The sequence below is a fragment of the Bacillus sp. EKM202B genome (assembly GCF_011066025.1).
Classification (GTDB): Bacteria; Bacillota; Bacilli; order Bacillales; family Bacillaceae_G; genus Bacillus_A; species Bacillus_A toyonensis.
In genome coordinates this window covers 237,341-251,940 of sequence record NZ_JAAMNK010000006.1, presented here as the reverse complement: position 1 = coordinate 251,940, position 14,600 = coordinate 237,341, and the positions used below count along the sequence as shown (strand labels likewise).

Annotated in this window: 17 protein-coding genes and 1 pseudogene; 15 read left to right on the top strand and 3 right to left on the bottom strand. The window is 36.3% G+C overall.

Annotated elements, in window-relative coordinates:
- The 9 genes from G9F74_RS10930 to G9F74_RS10890 all read left to right on the top strand — a co-directional run.
- Positions 1–2,203 (top strand): DNA translocase FtsK (locus G9F74_RS10930; protein WP_260407570.1); only part of this gene is annotated, 2,203 nt, incomplete at its 5' end.
- A 61-nt stretch (positions 2,204–2,264) separates the two neighbouring features.
- Entirely contained in the window at positions 2,265–3,383 is a 1,119-nt protein-coding gene (locus G9F74_RS10925) for a nicotinate phosphoribosyltransferase (RefSeq protein ID WP_000658377.1), read from the top strand.
- 251 nt (positions 3,384–3,634) lie between these two features.
- The gene (murC, locus tag G9F74_RS10920; protein WP_000219460.1) at positions 3,635–4,945 is read left to right on the top strand and encodes a UDP-N-acetylmuramate--L-alanine ligase; all 1,311 of its coding nucleotides are present in this window, start codon (positions 3,635–3,637) and stop codon (positions 4,943–4,945) included.
- Positions 4,946–5,115: 170 nt separating this feature from the next.
- On the top strand, positions 5,116–5,529 hold the full coding sequence (locus G9F74_RS10915; RefSeq protein ID WP_000276596.1) for a MerR family transcriptional regulator: 414 nt from the start codon (positions 5,116–5,118) through the stop codon (positions 5,527–5,529).
- Positions 5,519–6,424, top strand: a complete 906-nt coding sequence (locus G9F74_RS10910) for a DMT family transporter (protein WP_000792466.1) — start codon at positions 5,519–5,521, stop codon at positions 6,422–6,424. Before G9F74_RS10915 ends, G9F74_RS10910 begins: the two co-directional genes overlap by 11 nt.
- Before the next feature lie 56 nt (positions 6,425–6,480).
- Complete coding sequence (locus tag G9F74_RS10905) at positions 6,481–7,029, top strand: GNAT family N-acetyltransferase (protein ID WP_000494651.1); 549 nt, start codon at positions 6,481–6,483, stop codon at positions 7,027–7,029.
- Positions 7,026–7,529 (top strand): GNAT family N-acetyltransferase, encoded by a 504-nt coding sequence (locus G9F74_RS10900; protein ID WP_016109223.1) that lies wholly within the window; start codon positions 7,026–7,028, stop codon positions 7,527–7,529. Before G9F74_RS10905 ends, G9F74_RS10900 begins: the two co-directional genes overlap by 4 nt.
- A gap of 65 nt (positions 7,530–7,594) precedes the next feature.
- A complete protein-coding gene (locus G9F74_RS10895; RefSeq protein ID WP_001025038.1) occupies positions 7,595–7,999 on the top strand; it encodes a PH domain-containing protein in 405 nt (134 codons plus the stop codon).
- Positions 7,996–8,178: a hypothetical protein gene (locus G9F74_RS10890; protein ID WP_044810179.1), complete on the top strand. Its 183-nt coding sequence runs from the start codon at positions 7,996–7,998 to the stop codon at positions 8,176–8,178. Before G9F74_RS10895 ends, G9F74_RS10890 begins: the two co-directional genes overlap by 4 nt.
- A gap of 47 nt (positions 8,179–8,225) precedes the next feature.
- Here the strand turns inward: G9F74_RS10890 and G9F74_RS10885 are convergent, their stop codons facing one another.
- Positions 8,226–9,341 carry an aminopeptidase gene (locus G9F74_RS10885; RefSeq protein WP_000654730.1) on the bottom strand — a complete coding sequence of 372 codons (1,116 nt, stop codon included), beginning with the start codon at positions 9,339–9,341 and terminating at the stop codon, positions 8,226–8,228.
- Between the two features lie 188 nt (positions 9,342–9,529).
- Here G9F74_RS10885 and G9F74_RS10880 point away from each other — a divergent pair, with 188 nt between their 5' ends.
- From G9F74_RS10880 to ccpA, 5 genes and pseudogenes are all read left to right on the top strand, one after another.
- A complete protein-coding gene (locus G9F74_RS10880; protein ID WP_033657337.1) occupies positions 9,530–10,042 on the top strand; it encodes a DUF948 domain-containing protein in 513 nt (170 codons plus the stop codon).
- Positions 10,042–10,368 (top strand): bacillithiol system redox-active protein YtxJ, encoded by a 327-nt coding sequence (gene ytxJ, locus G9F74_RS10875; protein WP_001057464.1) that lies wholly within the window; start codon positions 10,042–10,044, stop codon positions 10,366–10,368. Before G9F74_RS10880 ends, ytxJ begins: the two co-directional genes overlap by 1 nt.
- 116 nt (positions 10,369–10,484) lie before the next feature.
- The gene (locus tag G9F74_RS10870; RefSeq protein WP_000738035.1) at positions 10,485–11,501 is read left to right on the top strand and encodes a CamS family sex pheromone protein; all 1,017 of its coding nucleotides are present in this window, start codon (positions 10,485–10,487) and stop codon (positions 11,499–11,501) included.
- A gap of 95 nt (positions 11,502–11,596) precedes the next feature.
- Positions 11,597–11,815 (top strand): annotated as a pseudogene (locus tag G9F74_RS10865) (bifunctional 3-deoxy-7-phosphoheptulonate synthase/chorismate mutase); the annotation flags it as partial.
- Between the two features lie 594 nt (positions 11,816–12,409).
- Positions 12,410–13,408 (top strand): catabolite control protein A, encoded by a 999-nt coding sequence (gene ccpA / locus G9F74_RS10860; RefSeq protein ID WP_001103299.1) that lies wholly within the window; start codon positions 12,410–12,412, stop codon positions 13,406–13,408.
- Between the two features lie 34 nt (positions 13,409–13,442).
- Here ccpA and G9F74_RS10855 read toward each other — a convergent pair whose 3' ends face one another.
- On the bottom strand, positions 13,443–13,805 hold the full coding sequence (locus G9F74_RS10855; protein WP_000271416.1) for a DUF4288 domain-containing protein: 363 nt from the start codon (positions 13,803–13,805) through the stop codon (positions 13,443–13,445).
- Between the two features lie 13 nt (positions 13,806–13,818).
- Entirely contained in the window at positions 13,819–14,055 is a 237-nt protein-coding gene (locus tag G9F74_RS10850; protein WP_000637896.1) for a DUF3949 domain-containing protein, read from the bottom strand.
- A 225-nt stretch (positions 14,056–14,280) separates the two neighbouring features.
- Here G9F74_RS10850 and G9F74_RS10845 point away from each other — a divergent pair, with 225 nt between their 5' ends.
- A complete protein-coding gene (locus G9F74_RS10845) occupies positions 14,281–14,553 on the top strand; it encodes a DUF3917 domain-containing protein (RefSeq protein ID WP_000585028.1) in 273 nt (90 codons plus the stop codon).
- Positions 14,554–14,600 lie beyond the last annotated feature (47 nt).

The window sequence follows — 14,600 nt, the reverse complement described above, 5'->3', positions numbered from 1 at the left end:
AGTTGTAGAAGAAGGGCCAGTCGCTGAAGAACAACCAGTTGTAGAAGAAGGGCCAGTCGCTGAAGAACAACCAGTTGCAGAAGAAGGGCCAGCCGCTGAAGAACAACCAGTTGTAGAAGAAGGGCCAGTCGCTAAAGAACAACCAATTGTGCAAAAAGAAGAGCCAAAACGTGAGAAAAAGCGTCATGTACCATTTAATGTTGTTATGTTGAAACAAGACAGAACGCGATTAATGGAAAGACATGCGGCTAGAACGAGTGCAATGCAATCTTCTATGAGTGAGCGAGTAGAGAATAAGCCTGTACACCAATTAGAAGAACAACCAACGCAACAAATGGTAGTAGAACCACGAGTGGAAGAACAACCAACGCAACAAATGGTAGTAGAACCACGAGTGGAAGAACAACCAGTGCAACAAGTGGTAGTAGAACCACAAGTGGAAGAGAAACCAATGCAGCAAGTGGTAGTAGAACCACAAGTGGAAGAAAAGCCAATGCAGCAAGTGGTAGTAGAGCCACAAGTGGAAGAAAAGCCAATGCAGCAAGTGGTAGTAGAACCACAAGTGGAAGAACAACCAGCGCAACAAATGGTAGTAGAATCACGAATGGAAGAACAACCAGTGCAACAAATGGTAGTAGAATCACGAGTGGAAGAAAGACCAGTACAACAAATGGTTGCAGGGCAAGTACAAAAGCCAAGTTCAAGTACAGAACCACAAGAGAAAGCATATGTTGTAAATCAAAGAGAGAACGATATGCGAAATGTATTACAAACACCACCAACATATACCGTTCCGCCATTAGCATTATTGTCAATCCCGCAACAGTCAGCGTTAGATAATACGGAATGGTTGGAAGAGCAAAAAGAATTGTTAGATACAACGTTTAATAATTTCCATGTTGGAGCACATGTTATTAATGTATCGCAAGGGCCGGCAGTAACTCGTTTTGAAGTACAGCCAGATCCAGGTGTGAAAGTAAATAAAATTACAAACTTAAGTGATGATATTAAGCTGAGTTTAGCTGCGAAAGATATTCGTATTGAAGCACCAATTCCAGGGAAGAGTGCGATTGGAATTGAAGTTCCAAATAAAGAAAGTAAGCCAGTATTTCTTCGTGAAATTTTAAGAAGTCCTGTGTTTACAAAGAGTGAATCACCACTTACTGTTGCGCTTGGACTTGATATTTCTGGTGATCCAATTGTAACCGATATTCGAAAAATGCCACACGGACTTATTGCGGGTGCAACGGGTTCTGGTAAAAGTGTGTGTATTAACGCAATTTTAACGAGTATTTTATATAAAGCGAAGCCACATGAAGTGAAGTTAATACTAATTGATCCGAAGATGGTTGAGCTTGCACCATATAATTCTGTTCCGCATCTTGTAGCACCTGTTATTACGGATGTAAAAGCAGCTACCGCTGCATTAAAGTGGGCAGTTGAAGAGATGGAACGCCGTTATGAATTGTTCGCGCATGCTGGTGCTCGTGATTTAACGCGTTATAATACGATTGTAAGCGAGCGAGAAATTCCGGGTGAGACATTACCTTACATTGTTATCGTCATTGACGAGTTAGCTGATTTAATGATGGTGGCACCTGGTGATGTTGAGGAAGCGATTTGTCGTATTGCCCAAAAAGCTCGTGCTTGTGGTATTCACTTATTAGTTGCGACGCAGCGTCCATCGGTAGATGTTATTACAGGTTTAATTAAATCAAATATTCCAACGCGTATAGCGTTCACTGTATCATCTCAAGTTGATTCGCGTACGATTATCGATATTGGTGGCGCGGAAAAATTACTTGGCCGTGGTGATATGTTATTCTTAGGGAACGGTACATCTAAGCCAGTTCGTGTACAAGGTGTATATGTATCGGATGATGAGATTGAAAAAACAGTTGATCATGTGAAAAAGCAAATGAAGCCGAATTACTTATTTAAGCAAGAGGATTTATTAGCAAAATCAGAACAGAGTGAGTCGGAAGATGAACTATTTTTAGATGCATGTCAATTTGTTGTAGAACAAGGGGGAGCGTCCACATCTTCTGTACAGCGAAAATTCCGCATCGGTTATAATCGCGCGGCACGTCTCATTGAAGAGATGGAATCGCAAGGGATTATTTCTGAAGGAAGAGGAACGAAACCGAGAGATGTCCTTATTTCTGAGGATGAATTCGCTGCTATGCAGGAAACAAATATATAGTAAACGGTTTTGCTGTATACTAAGAGAAAATGTTGGATAGTAAAGTAGGGAGTAAAGCGACATGAAAGAAATTGAATTAAAATTAAAAGGTGAAATAAATAGACTAACAAATAGAACATTTAAATTTGACGAACGTGTTGGAGAAGGTTGGTTCTCTGCCGTTTACTTTTTAAAGACTAGAGAAATCATTGAAGAATTTCGCCCGAAAAGTATTGTAACGATGCAATTTTTCCAAAAGGAAAATGCAGTTCTTTGCGGAACAGATGAAGTAATTGCATTGCTGCAAACATTCGCTAAAAATCCTGAGGAACTTGAAATTAACTCTTTAAAAGATGGCGATAATATTAGTCCATTTGAAACAGTGTTAACAATTCATGGTCCTTATGAAAATTTCGGATTTTTAGAAGGTGTCATTGATGGGATTTTAGCTCGTCGTACATCGGTTGCGACAAACGTATATAACGTTGTCCAAGCTGCACGTAGTGTAGATAAAGAAAAACCAGTTATTTTCATGGGAGACCGTGACGATCATTATACACAACAAGCTGGTGACGGTTATGCAGCATACATCGGAGGTATGAGCGCACAAGCGACGCATGCGATGAATGAATGGTGGGGCAGAAGTGGTATGGGGACGATGCCTCACGCATTAATTCAAATGTTTAATGGTGATGTTGTGGAAGCCGCAAAAGCATATCATAAGAAATTCCCAGAAGATGAATTAGTTGTATTAATTGATTACAATAATGATGTCATTACAGATGCACTTCGCGTAGCGCGTGAATTTGGATCAACATTAAAAGGCGTGCGTGTCGATACGTCTCGTACAATGATTGATCAATACTTCATTCGTCACCCAGAAGTACTTGGAACATTCGATCCACGTGGTGTAAACCCATCGCTTGTATTTGCACTTCGTAAAGCACTTGATGAGGAAGGATTCCAGCATGTAGACATCGTTGTAACTGGTGGATTTGATGAGAAGCGTATTCGTGAATTTGAAGCTCAAAACGTGCCTGTGGATATATACGGGGTAGGAAGTAGCTTATTAAAAATGAATATTGGCTTTACTGGTGATAACGTAGAATTAAATGGAAAACCAGAAGCGAAAGCTGGCCGTAAATATCGTCCAAACCCACGTCTAGAGCGTGTTCAATTAGAAACAAGAGAAGATATGTAAAAGAGAGAAAAACTGATAGGTGATTGACCCTATCAGTTTTTCTGTTATCATAGTATAGCGGCTTCTTTTTTGCTATAATGGACTTGATATGGGCATACAAAGAAGTACGTACGAGTTTATCCTGATAAGTGAAGAGAAAGAATAACTTCACTACATCAAAATGTATGATGATTACCAAAATAAGAAAAGATTCATATACTGTCTTATAGATAGGCCGTTGTATTAGTTCGAAATGTTGGAGGTTCTTTAAGATGACAGTTTACCATTTTGTAGGAATTAAAGGAACAGGAATGAGTTCATTAGCACAAATTCTTCATGACATGAAGCATACTGTTCAAGGGTCTGATTATGAAAAGCGTTTCTTTACACAAACAGCGTTGGAAAAGCGTAATATCTCAATCCTTCCTTTTGATAAAAATAATGTTAAAGAAGGACAAGTGATTATTGCAGGAAATGCATTCCCTGATACGCATGAAGAAATCGTAGCAGCGAAAGAATTAAACATCCCAGTACATCGTTACCACCACTTTTTAGGTGACCTTATGAACCAATACACAAGTGTTGCTGTAACTGGTGCACATGGAAAAACATCAACAACAGGTTTGTTAGCCCATGTAATGCAAGGTGCACACCCGACATCTTACCTTATTGGAGATGGAACTGGGCATGGGGTAGAAAATAGTAAGTATTTTGTATTTGAAGCTTGTGAGTATCGTCGTCATTTCTTGTCTTACAATCCAGACTATGCAATTATGACAAATATTGATTTTGATCATCCAGATTATTTTGCAGACATCAATGATGTATTTGGTGCATTCCAAGAGATGGCATTGCAAGTGAAAAAGGGTATTATTGCATGTGGTGATGATGAAGAACTTCAAAAAATTCAAGCGAAAGTACCTGTTATTTTCTATGGATTTGGAGAAGATAATGATTTCCAAGCACGTAACATTCAAAAGAGAACAGATGGTACAATATTCGATGTATTCGTTCGTAATACGTACTATGACACGTTCAAAATTACAGGATACGGCAACCACAGCGTATTAAATGCATTAGCAGTAATTGCGCTTTGCCATTACGAAAATGTTGATGTAGAAGCAGTTAAACATCAATTAACAACTTTTGAAGGCGTAAAACGTCGCTTTAATGAAAAGCCGATGGGAGAGCAAGTTATCATCGATGACTACGCACACCATCCGACAGAAATTAACGCAACGATTGAAGCTGCTCGTCAAAAACACCCAGAGCGTGAAGTTGTCGCTGTATTCCAGCCACATACATTCTCACGTACAGAAAAGTTCTTAGATGAGTTCGCAGAAAGCCTAAGCAAAGCTGACCAAGTATACTTATGTGATATTTTCGGATCAGCACGTGAAAACAAAGGTGACTTAACAATCGAAGATCTGCAAAAGCGTATTGATGGTGCAGAACTAATTACAGATACAACAACGGATGTATTAAAGAAACATAAAAACGGCGTTCTAATTTTCATGGGCGCAGGAGACATCCAAAAATTCGAAGCAGCTTACGTAAAAGAAGTTCAAGTTGCAGAGAAGTAATAGAAAAGACGCATAGCTTGGCTGTGCGTCTTTTTTGTTGTGTTCATATTTTATCCCGCTATTTGTGGGCAGTAAAACTCCCACTGATTAAAGTTTCATTTTATTTGCGTATTGACCTAGAGTTAACTCTAGGTTGTAAGATAAATATGTAAAAACAAGGGGGAGAGAACATGTATAAAATCGGTGAAGTAGCAGAGTTAACAGGGATGGGGATTCATACTTTGCGCTATTATGAGAAGTTAGGTTTATTACCACCACCAACGCGAAATAGCGGCATTCGTCAGTATACAGAAGGTGATGTGCGTCTATTAAAATTCTTATATTCATTAAAGCAAACTGGAATGTCATTAGAAGAAATCGCTGAGTTTGCAAGTGATGGATGTATTATAGAGGAAATCAAGCAGCGGAAAGAGGAAGTACCTACGAAAGTAAAAAAGAGAATTTTAATTTTAACAACTCACTTAGAGCGGTTAAAAGAACAACAGGAACAATTGCAAAAAGTAGTTCAACTAACAGAAGAGAAATTAGAAATTTATTACGGTTTTTTAGAAGAGAAAAACTCGGAGGCTGACAATGAAGAATAAAGTATATGCGCAGCTGTTAGGATTTGCGATATTTACTGGTGGGACATTTAACGCTTCGAAATATGCGGTGCAGTATTTCGAAGCGATTCATATAGCGGCATGGCGCTTTGGAATTGCTGCACTTGTGATGTTATGTCTATTAAAAATACGAAAAGATTTTGAGTGGGAAGTATGGAGACAGAATAGGGCTTATTACCTTTTGCTTGGTATAGTTGGTGTATTCGGCTTTAACTTCTTTTTCTTTTTAGGAATGAAATATACAGAAGCTATGAATGGTGCACTTATTATGTCGACAAATCCGCTCGTTACGACGTTATTAGCAAGTGTCATTTTACGAGAGAAAATAGTGAAGAGCCAAGTAATTGGAATGTTACTTGCGCTACTTGGTGTTGTTTTTGTGCTTACACAAGGCTCGTTTACCGCACTACAACATTTATCATTTTCTAAAGGGGATTTTTATATTATACTAGGGAATATTTGTTGGGCGTTATACGGTGTACTAGGCAGAAGATTTATTAAAGCTGGTAGCCCAATACAAACGACGACATATACGATGACGATTGGTGCGCTTGCCTTTATTATGATATCTTCCACGCAAAAAAGTATAGTACCCGTTTCGGAGGTTCCTTTATTAGCTTGGGGAGCGATTCTCTTCATGGCAATGGGAATGAGTGTGCTTGGTTACTTATGGTGGAATAATGGAATTGTTCAAATTGGTGCAGCGAGAACATCTTTATTTTTTAATTTAGTGCCTGTTGTTACAATGCTTATTTCTTTTATAGAAGGAGTAAATATAACACCCGCACAATGTATAGGGATGATATTAGTTGTTACGGGAGTATTGTATTCTTCCGGTTTTATACAAATAAAATCAAAAGAAAGTGTGAATATTTAACATTTTTTATTTTGAGATGTTAGAATAATAAGAAAAATAAAAAGGGGTTAAAAAACATGTTCACACTCAGAGTAGATGATGAAATTGAACTACAACTATTAGAAAAACATCATAAAGAGGAATTATATGAATTATTAGATCAAAATCGTAACCATTTAAGAAGATGGCTCCCTTGGGTAGATGGAACGAAATCTGCTGATGCTTATGATGAGATTTTTCCGATGTGGTTAAAGAAATTTGCAGAGGGAAACGGTTTTGAAAGTGGTATACGTTACAAAGGAAAGCTCGTTGGAATGGTAGGAATTCATCCGGTAAGCTGGGGGAAGAAAGCGACGAGTCTTGGATATTATCTTACAGAAGATGCTGGTGGGAAAGGCATTATGACGCGTAGCGTAAAGGCTGTACTTCATTATGCATTTGAAAATTTAAAGCTGAATAAAGTTGAAATCAGGTGCGGTGTTGAAAATGTGAAAAGCCGCGCGATTCCAGAACGTTTAGGGTTTACATTAGATGGTATTTTAAGAGATGATGAATGGATATATGATCATTTTCATGATATCGCTGTATATAGTTTACTAGCTTCAGAATGGAAGGATATTCGATGAACGAGAAGATTCGTATTATTCCGTATGAAAGTACGTTTCAAGAGGAAGTAGTAGATCTTATCGTTCATATTCAGCAAAAAGAGTATAATGTTCCCATTACGAAAGAAGAGCAACCTGATTTACTTGAAATAGAAACATTCTATCAAAAGGATCACGGAAACTTTTGGGTAGCAATTTATGATGGTAAAGTAGTTGGAACAGTAGCTTTATTAGATATTGAGAATCATCAAGTAGCGCTAAGAAAAATGTTCGTACAAAAAGAGTTTCGTGGAAAAGAATGGGGCGCCTCACATATGTTGCTTCAAAAAGCAATTTCATGGGCTGAGGATAAAAAATTGAAGGATATTTACTTAGGAACAACAGTGAAATTTTTAGCTGCACATCGTTTTTATGAAAAGAATGGTTTTCAAAGTGTGAGTATAGACAAGTTGCCGAAAAAATTTCCAGTGTTACAGGTAGATAAGAAATTTTATAGGTACATTGTGAAAAAGGTCATGTAGAAATGGCCTTTTTTTATGAACTAAAATGGAAAAAAATGTTATAATTTAAGTTAGGGGGTGCGTGTATGAACATTCCGATTCAAAGAAGTAAGTCGGTAGTAATTTTCGTTTGTCTCACGTTAGTTTTTATGTTCGTATATCCACTTGTCATGCTTTTCGCAAATAAAGAGCAGTGGATGTCAGCATTAATTGGGATGGGTTTATGCTTTATTGTAAATGTACCACTCGTTTGGGAAGTATTTATTAAAAAACATAAAGTAGAAAATGGCGTGCTAAAGTACGGTATTTTAAATGATGATATCGTATTGAAAGAGATAAGAATAATTCGTCAAGTTGGGAAGTCCCTTGAAATTACGACGAATGCATACAAAGTACATATGATTGCGATGCCGCAAGATATGACGCAGTTTGTATCACTTGTAGAAAAAGAAAATCCAAATGTGAAAATAGAAATGGTAGGGAAGAAATGAAATATGTAAAACCTTTGTTTTGCTTGGAAATTTTGTTCGTGATTGTTGGCTGCACTAGAGTATATATGAAATGGGATCTGCCTTTATATGTTCCGATATTGATTGGTACTATTGCAGTGGCGCTTTTGTATTATTTTCACTTCCAGCAAACAAAAAGGGAGAAAAGTAGCTCAATATAGAGTGAAGATAAAAAAACGCTCGGAAAAAATCCCGAGCGTTTTTATTATTATTTTAAGTTCTCAGGATTTAAAGCTTCTAGTTCAGATACAACGAAGCGTCCGTCTTTACGGATTAGTACGTCGTCGAAGTAAATTTCGCCGCCGCCATATTCAGGGCGCTGGATGCATACTAAATCCCAGTGGATGTTAGAGTTGTTGCCGTTCCATGCATCGTCGTAAGCTTGTCCAGGAGTGAAATGGAAGCTACCATCGATTTTTTCATCGAATAGGATGTCTCCCATTGGATGTAAGATGTATGGGTTTACGCCAATTGCGAATTCACCAACGTAGCGTGCACCTTCGTCTGTATCAAAGATTTTGTTAATGCGCTCTGAATCGTTTGCAGTTGCTTCAACGATTTGGCCGTTCTCAAACTTAAGTTGTACATTTTCAAATGTATAACCGTTGTAAGGAGATGGTGTGTTGTAAGAAACTGTACCGTTAACAGAATCACGAACTGGTGCAGAGTATACTTCACCGTCTGGAATGTTTAAATGACCTGAGCATTTAATAGCTGGAATGTCTTTAATAGAGAATGTTAAGTCAGTTCCAGGACCAGTTAGGCGAACTTTATCTGTTTTATTCATTAATGTAACAAGGCTATCCATCGCCTTATCCATTTTACCGTAGTCTAAGTTACATACTTCGAAGTAGAAGTCTTCGAAAGCTTCTGTGCTCATTTTAGCAAGCTGTGCCATAGAAGCATTTGGGTAGCGAAGAACAACCCAGCGTGTTTTCGGAACACGGATGTCTCTATGAACTTTTTTACCAACTGTTTGACCGTGAACTTTCATGCGCTCACTTGGAACGTCAGCTTGTTCGTTAATGTTGTCGCCAGAGCGAAGCCCGATATAAGCGTCCATATCTTTCATTACGCTCGCTTCATATGCGGCGATTTGTTCAAAATGTTCTTCAGTAGCACCCATTAATAAAGAGCGATCTACTTGATGATCTTTTAAAGAAACGAATGGGAAACCACCAGCTGCATATGCTTCTTTTACAAGTGCAGTTACAAGTTCTTTTTGTAAGCCAAAGTTTTCAATTAATACTTTCTCGCCTTTTTGTAAGCGAATAGAGTAGTTAATTAAATTGTATGCTAACTTTTCAATGCGTGGATCTTTCATATGTAAAGCCTCCCTACTAATTATGTATCCTTTCTTATTGTAACCTACTTAGTGGAATTTGTTGAATCATTTATGTTAAAGTTAACGAATAAGTATGAAAATTCTAATGAAAAGATAGGGATTAGAATGAAACGGAAAATGATTGTATAATAGGATAAAGTATGAAAAAAGATAAAGGAAGTGATGAAATGCAAGTTCTTTTATATGTAAGTGCGGCTATTATCGCGGTTGCTTTTGCTGTGTTAGTAGTGTATGTATGTAGAACGTTGTTATCGGTTCAGAAGACGTTAGAAAACGTTGCGAGCACGTTAGAAGGTTTAGAAAAGCAAATGCAAGGAATTAGTGTAGAGACGGAGCAATTATTACATAAAACAAATGCGTTAGCTGATGATATTCAACAGAAGTCGCAATCATTAAATAAAGTGGTAGCAGGTGTAGATGGAATTGGAACAACAATCCATTCTTTAAATACGAAACTTCGTAATGTATCAGAGTCTGTTACGGACGAAATTGAAAATAATGCAGATAAAGTAGCGCAAGTTGTACAGTGGAGTAGTGCGGCGATTGAAGTATACAATCATTACCGTGCATCGAGACAAGAGAAGAAGGTTGAAAAAGAAGAGCGTAAATTAGAAAAAATTGAGAAAAAAGCTGAAAAGAACGAGAAGCGCTCTAGATTTCGTATGAGAGGTGAATCTTGATGAATATGACAAAACTTGAAACAATTGAAGAGCTTGAAGTCTTAGTAGAAAAGAACGAGCCTTATGTTCTTTTTAAACATAGTACGACATGTCCGATTAGTCATGGTGCATACACAGAGTTTCAAGCGTACTGCAATGAAGAAAGAGAAGTACCAGCGTATTACTTATACGTGCAAGATGCGAGAGATGTTTCGAATCGTGTTGCAGAACAGTACAGTATTAAGCACGAATCACCACAAGTGTTATACATAAAAGATGGGCTAGTAGTATGGAATACTTCTCATTGGAATATTAAAAAAGATGCTTTAGAAGAGAATATAAAGTAAAAAGAAGCAAGCTAAAGGTGCTTGCTTCTTTTTTTGTTTTTGTTGAAATATATTTAATGGTACACTATGAATAGTTCAAACTAAATAATTAGATTGTTGAAAGTGGGTTTTAAGTAATGAAGAAAATGGCATTATCCTTCGCAGTCGTAAGCTTATTACTGGGAGCTTGTAGTAATAATACGATTAGCAAGAAGGATGAAGTTATACAAAAAGATACAAAAGAAAAAAGTATGATTCCGAGAACTGCTGTTTCTAAAGATTATTATAGAACTGTTATTCCTTTAAAAGAACAAAAGGTTATTAATACAGCTAATATAAAAACAAATTCTAAATTAGATTTAGCAGAGTATGAAAATGGTTTAATGAATATTGCAATGCAACAATTTGATACAGAAAATCACGTATTACAATTAAATCAGTATATTCCAGAGAAGTTAATTGATGAACTAGTCGCGAAAGTAGAAGCACCAGTTTTAACGAATATTATAGAACAAGACTATTTCGGGAAACAGAATTCAAATGAATTAAGTTTATCTGGTGTCATGATTGGTTTATCTATGTCTACAAGTGTATCAAATGAAGAAGCCATTTCTAAAGGTACTGAAGTTGCTAAACAACTTATAGAAGCTATTAATAAAAATGATAAATATAACAAATCTCCAATTACGTTTGCTATTTTTAAACAAGAAAGTACAAGTTCGTTAAAAAATGGTACGTATATTGCTAGTGCTACCGTTCAAAAAAATGATACGAACCTTGGAAGTTGGAATACAATCGATGAAAAAGCGTATTCATATCCTTCTGATGAATTTACACAAGCACATGGAGAAGATAATACAAAAATAAGTGAATTTGGTAAGGCAATAAAAGAGTTTTCTCCTGGAGATTTTATCCCAGTTAATGCTAAAGTTACTTATAAGAAAAATCAAATGGATACATTAAATATGAATATTGTTATTAAATATAATGGTAAAACAGAATTAATGGCTCTTACTCAAATGGCTGCTCAAGGTATGTTAGAGAAATTGCCTAAAGATGCGAAAGTACAATTACAAATAAAGTCCGAGAGTAAAATCGAGGCAGTTATTGTAAAAGAGAAAAACAGCGATAAACCGTTTGTTTCCTTCTTGTAAAAAAAGACAGTTTTAAACTGTCTTTTTTTATTGTGAGTGAAAATGTTCGATGTTTTTTTATAGTAATTCATTGCGGTATATCGTGTGATAATTGTATATGTACCAGCTATAATAAGTTGTCTTTATGTGAACAAGGTATTCGCACGTATGAAAGAGCGACGTGTAATACGCTTAATATCTCCGCTGTATCGATTTTAAAGAAAGAAACACATTTACCTATCGTTGTCGATGTTACGCATTCTACAGGGCAACGTGACCTTCTGCCACCAGCTGCAAAAGCAGCGATGGCAATTGGTGCAGATGCAGCGCAGTAAATGAATATCTCACAGTTCAATGACTTTATGAAAGAATTAAAAGTATTTGGAAGTAAATCACAAAAAAGAAATAAGCATTCCAAAAAACATTTTGGAACAGTTTCCTCTCTATTATATAGTGCCTGTTGTGTTCGATTTTTGTTGGTAAATCGATATGTTTAAAAAATTGTTCATATAATTTGAGTTGTAATCGATATATGCGAAAAATCGCTCATATAATTTGAGTTGTGGTCGAAATATGCGGATAATCGCCGATATAATTTGAGGTGTGGTCAATATATTTGAAAAATCGCTCATATCAATTTCATTTACTATCGTACGGTTTAAAATACGGTTTCTACTTATGAAACATCTATATTTTTACAAAAAATACCCTTTTTTTCATAAAAAATACGAAAATACGAGAAAAGAAGCGAATTTTTTCGAAACTTTTGCGGGAAAATATTGTATGAGCCTGCGTTTTTATCGTATCATTAGTAAAAGGAAGAACTCGGGACGATTGGTGGCATCTGCAAATAGAGTTGATGTCTTTTTTTCATTCAAGTAACCGATACATAAAAATAGATAACAAAAATAGAAGGAGTGTGCGATGAGATGAACGTAACAATCTATGATGTAGCGCGCGAAGCGAACGTTTCAATGGCTACCGTATCTCGCGTTGTGAACGGTAACCCAAATGTAAAGCCTACAACAAGAAAGAAAGTATTAGAAGCAATTGATCGTTTAGGATACCGCCCAAATGCGGTAGCACGTGGACTAGCAAGTAAGAAGACAACTACAGTGGGTGTTATTATTCCTGATATCTCAAATACGTTTTATGCAGAACTTGCTCGTGGAATTGAAGATATCGCAACAATGTACAAATATAACATCATTTTAAGTAACTCTGACCAAAACAAAGAGAAAGAGTTCCATTTATTAAATACGATGCTTGGAAAACAAGTAGACGGAATTGTTTTCATGGGTGAAGATATTACAGACATTCACATTGAAGAATTTAAAAAGTCTCCAGTACCGATTGTATTAGCAGCATCATTTGATGAGCAAAATGAAACGCCATCAGTAAATATTGATTATACACAAGCAGCTTACGATGCAATGAAGCACTTTATTGAGCAAGGACATAAACGTATCGGTTTCGTCTCTGGTCCTTTCATTGATAAAGCGGGAAGCGCTAAAAAGTTACAAGGTTATAAAAAAGCTTTAGAAGAAGCAAGTATTTCATATGATGAAAATCTTGTAATCGATGGAGATTACACATATGATTCAGGTATCGAAGCATTCGAAAAGCTTTGGAGTATGGATGAAAAGCCAACAGCTATCTTCGTATCTTCTGATGAAATGGCACTAGGTGTAATCCACGCAGCTCAAGATGCTGGATTAAACGTACCAACGGATATAGAAGTACTTGGTTTCGATAATACACGCCTTGCACTAATGGTACGCCCGCAGCTTTCAACAGTTGTACAGCCAATGTATGATATCGGTGCAGTAGCAATGCGTTTATTAACAAAGTATATGAACAAAGAAAAAGTGGAAGATCACACTGTTATCTTACCTCACCGTATCCAATTTAGAGATTCAACGAAGTAAGTATAAAAAAGCTCACAGCGATTGCTGTGAGCTTTTATTCATATTCAGGATAGTATTTTTTAACTACTGTATCTACAGTTTCATTTTTCTTAACGTGTAAAAATCTTGCGTACAATTCTTTTCCTGTTTCAAATGGCGTTTCATCTAACTCAAAAACATGAAGTACTTTTTGAAACTTCCATGTTACTTGTTGATCGTATACATTATCGTACGTATTTTCTGATTGTATAGCGATCTTTTTCCCTAGATCATGAGCTTCCTCTAAACTGTTCGCTTTAACGAGAATGATACTTTCTTCAAAAAGCGTATCGTGATTCTCTTCATAATGCTCATCTATCTTACTAGGATTAGGCTCACCTGAATGAACAGATTCAAACAATAATTTTACAGCGTACATTTGGGAAATCTCCTTATGCCGAATGTTTCACTTTATAAACAATACTTGCTACAAGTGAAGCTGGTATTGTAAATACGTTACTTTGATAATGGTAATGTACTTGGGATTCTTCATAAGACATTTTGTCGTATAGTTCATTTTGTGCGACATTCATTTTTTGCTGTTTTTCTTTGAACATCTTAATGTAGTTATACTGTATTGGGACGAGAATGATGAAATAGGCTAATACGATTAGTGAAATCCATATCATTATGAACACTCCCTTACAAAGAATATTTCTATATAACAATTATATCAACAAAAGGGAAAAACAACCATTTATTTGTAACGAAAATCGATTTTCTTCCTGCAATGTTATTCTAGGCTATAATATAGAATAGGATCCCTTGTTATATGTCACATAAGTGCAAATTCAACTATTATAGGGCAATGTCATGTATAATAGAAAGAAAAGGTTTGTGAGGGGGGAGAAAAGATGATCATTCTTTGGATAATTACGCTTTGCACGACTGCTTTTTTTGCATATATGACGTTAAAACAAAATGGCTTAAAGCGATTTGTTCCAGGAAGTATTCTTGCAGGAATTGCCCTTATCACGTATGTAATTTCTATTTTTACTGAAAGTGTATCAGTGGACATGAGCACAAGTTTAATGTTCATCGGTATTACACTATTTGCAGGTAGTATTATGGTACTTATGGTTGCTGGTATTATTTTATTTATTCATATGAATTCGGAAACGTTATAACATATAAAAAAGGCATGTCCCGAGAGGGGCATGCCTTTTTATCCGTT

Coding starts and splice junctions, on each gene's coding strand:
- G9F74_RS10925 (WP_000658377.1), top strand. CDS start 2,265: ATGAAAGAAATTGAATTAAAATTAAAAGGTGAAATAAATAGACTAACA.
- murC (WP_000219460.1), top strand. CDS start 3,635: ATGACAGTTTACCATTTTGTAGGAATTAAAGGAACAGGAATGAGTTCA.
- G9F74_RS10915 (WP_000276596.1), top strand. CDS start 5,116: ATGTATAAAATCGGTGAAGTAGCAGAGTTAACAGGGATGGGGATTCAT.
- G9F74_RS10910 (WP_000792466.1), top strand. CDS start 5,519: ATGAAGAATAAAGTATATGCGCAGCTGTTAGGATTTGCGATATTTACT.
- G9F74_RS10905 (WP_000494651.1), top strand. CDS start 6,481: ATGTTCACACTCAGAGTAGATGATGAAATTGAACTACAACTATTAGAA.
- G9F74_RS10900 (WP_016109223.1), top strand. CDS start 7,026: ATGAACGAGAAGATTCGTATTATTCCGTATGAAAGTACGTTTCAAGAG.
- G9F74_RS10895 (WP_001025038.1), top strand. CDS start 7,595: ATGAACATTCCGATTCAAAGAAGTAAGTCGGTAGTAATTTTCGTTTGT.
- G9F74_RS10890 (WP_044810179.1), top strand. CDS start 7,996: ATGAAATATGTAAAACCTTTGTTTTGCTTGGAAATTTTGTTCGTGATT.
- G9F74_RS10885 (WP_000654730.1), bottom strand. CDS start 9,341: ATGAAAGATCCACGCATTGAAAAGTTAGCATACAATTTAATTAACTAC.
- G9F74_RS10880 (WP_033657337.1), top strand. CDS start 9,530: ATGCAAGTTCTTTTATATGTAAGTGCGGCTATTATCGCGGTTGCTTTT.
- ytxJ (WP_001057464.1), top strand. CDS start 10,042: ATGAATATGACAAAACTTGAAACAATTGAAGAGCTTGAAGTCTTAGTA.
- G9F74_RS10870 (WP_000738035.1), top strand. CDS start 10,485: ATGAAGAAAATGGCATTATCCTTCGCAGTCGTAAGCTTATTACTGGGA.
- ccpA (WP_001103299.1), top strand. CDS start 12,410: ATGAACGTAACAATCTATGATGTAGCGCGCGAAGCGAACGTTTCAATG.
- G9F74_RS10855 (WP_000271416.1), bottom strand. CDS start 13,805: ATGTACGCTGTAAAATTATTGTTTGAATCTGTTCATTCAGGTGAGCCT.
- G9F74_RS10850 (WP_000637896.1), bottom strand. CDS start 14,055: ATGATATGGATTTCACTAATCGTATTAGCCTATTTCATCATTCTCGTC.
- G9F74_RS10845 (WP_000585028.1), top strand. CDS start 14,281: ATGATCATTCTTTGGATAATTACGCTTTGCACGACTGCTTTTTTTGCA.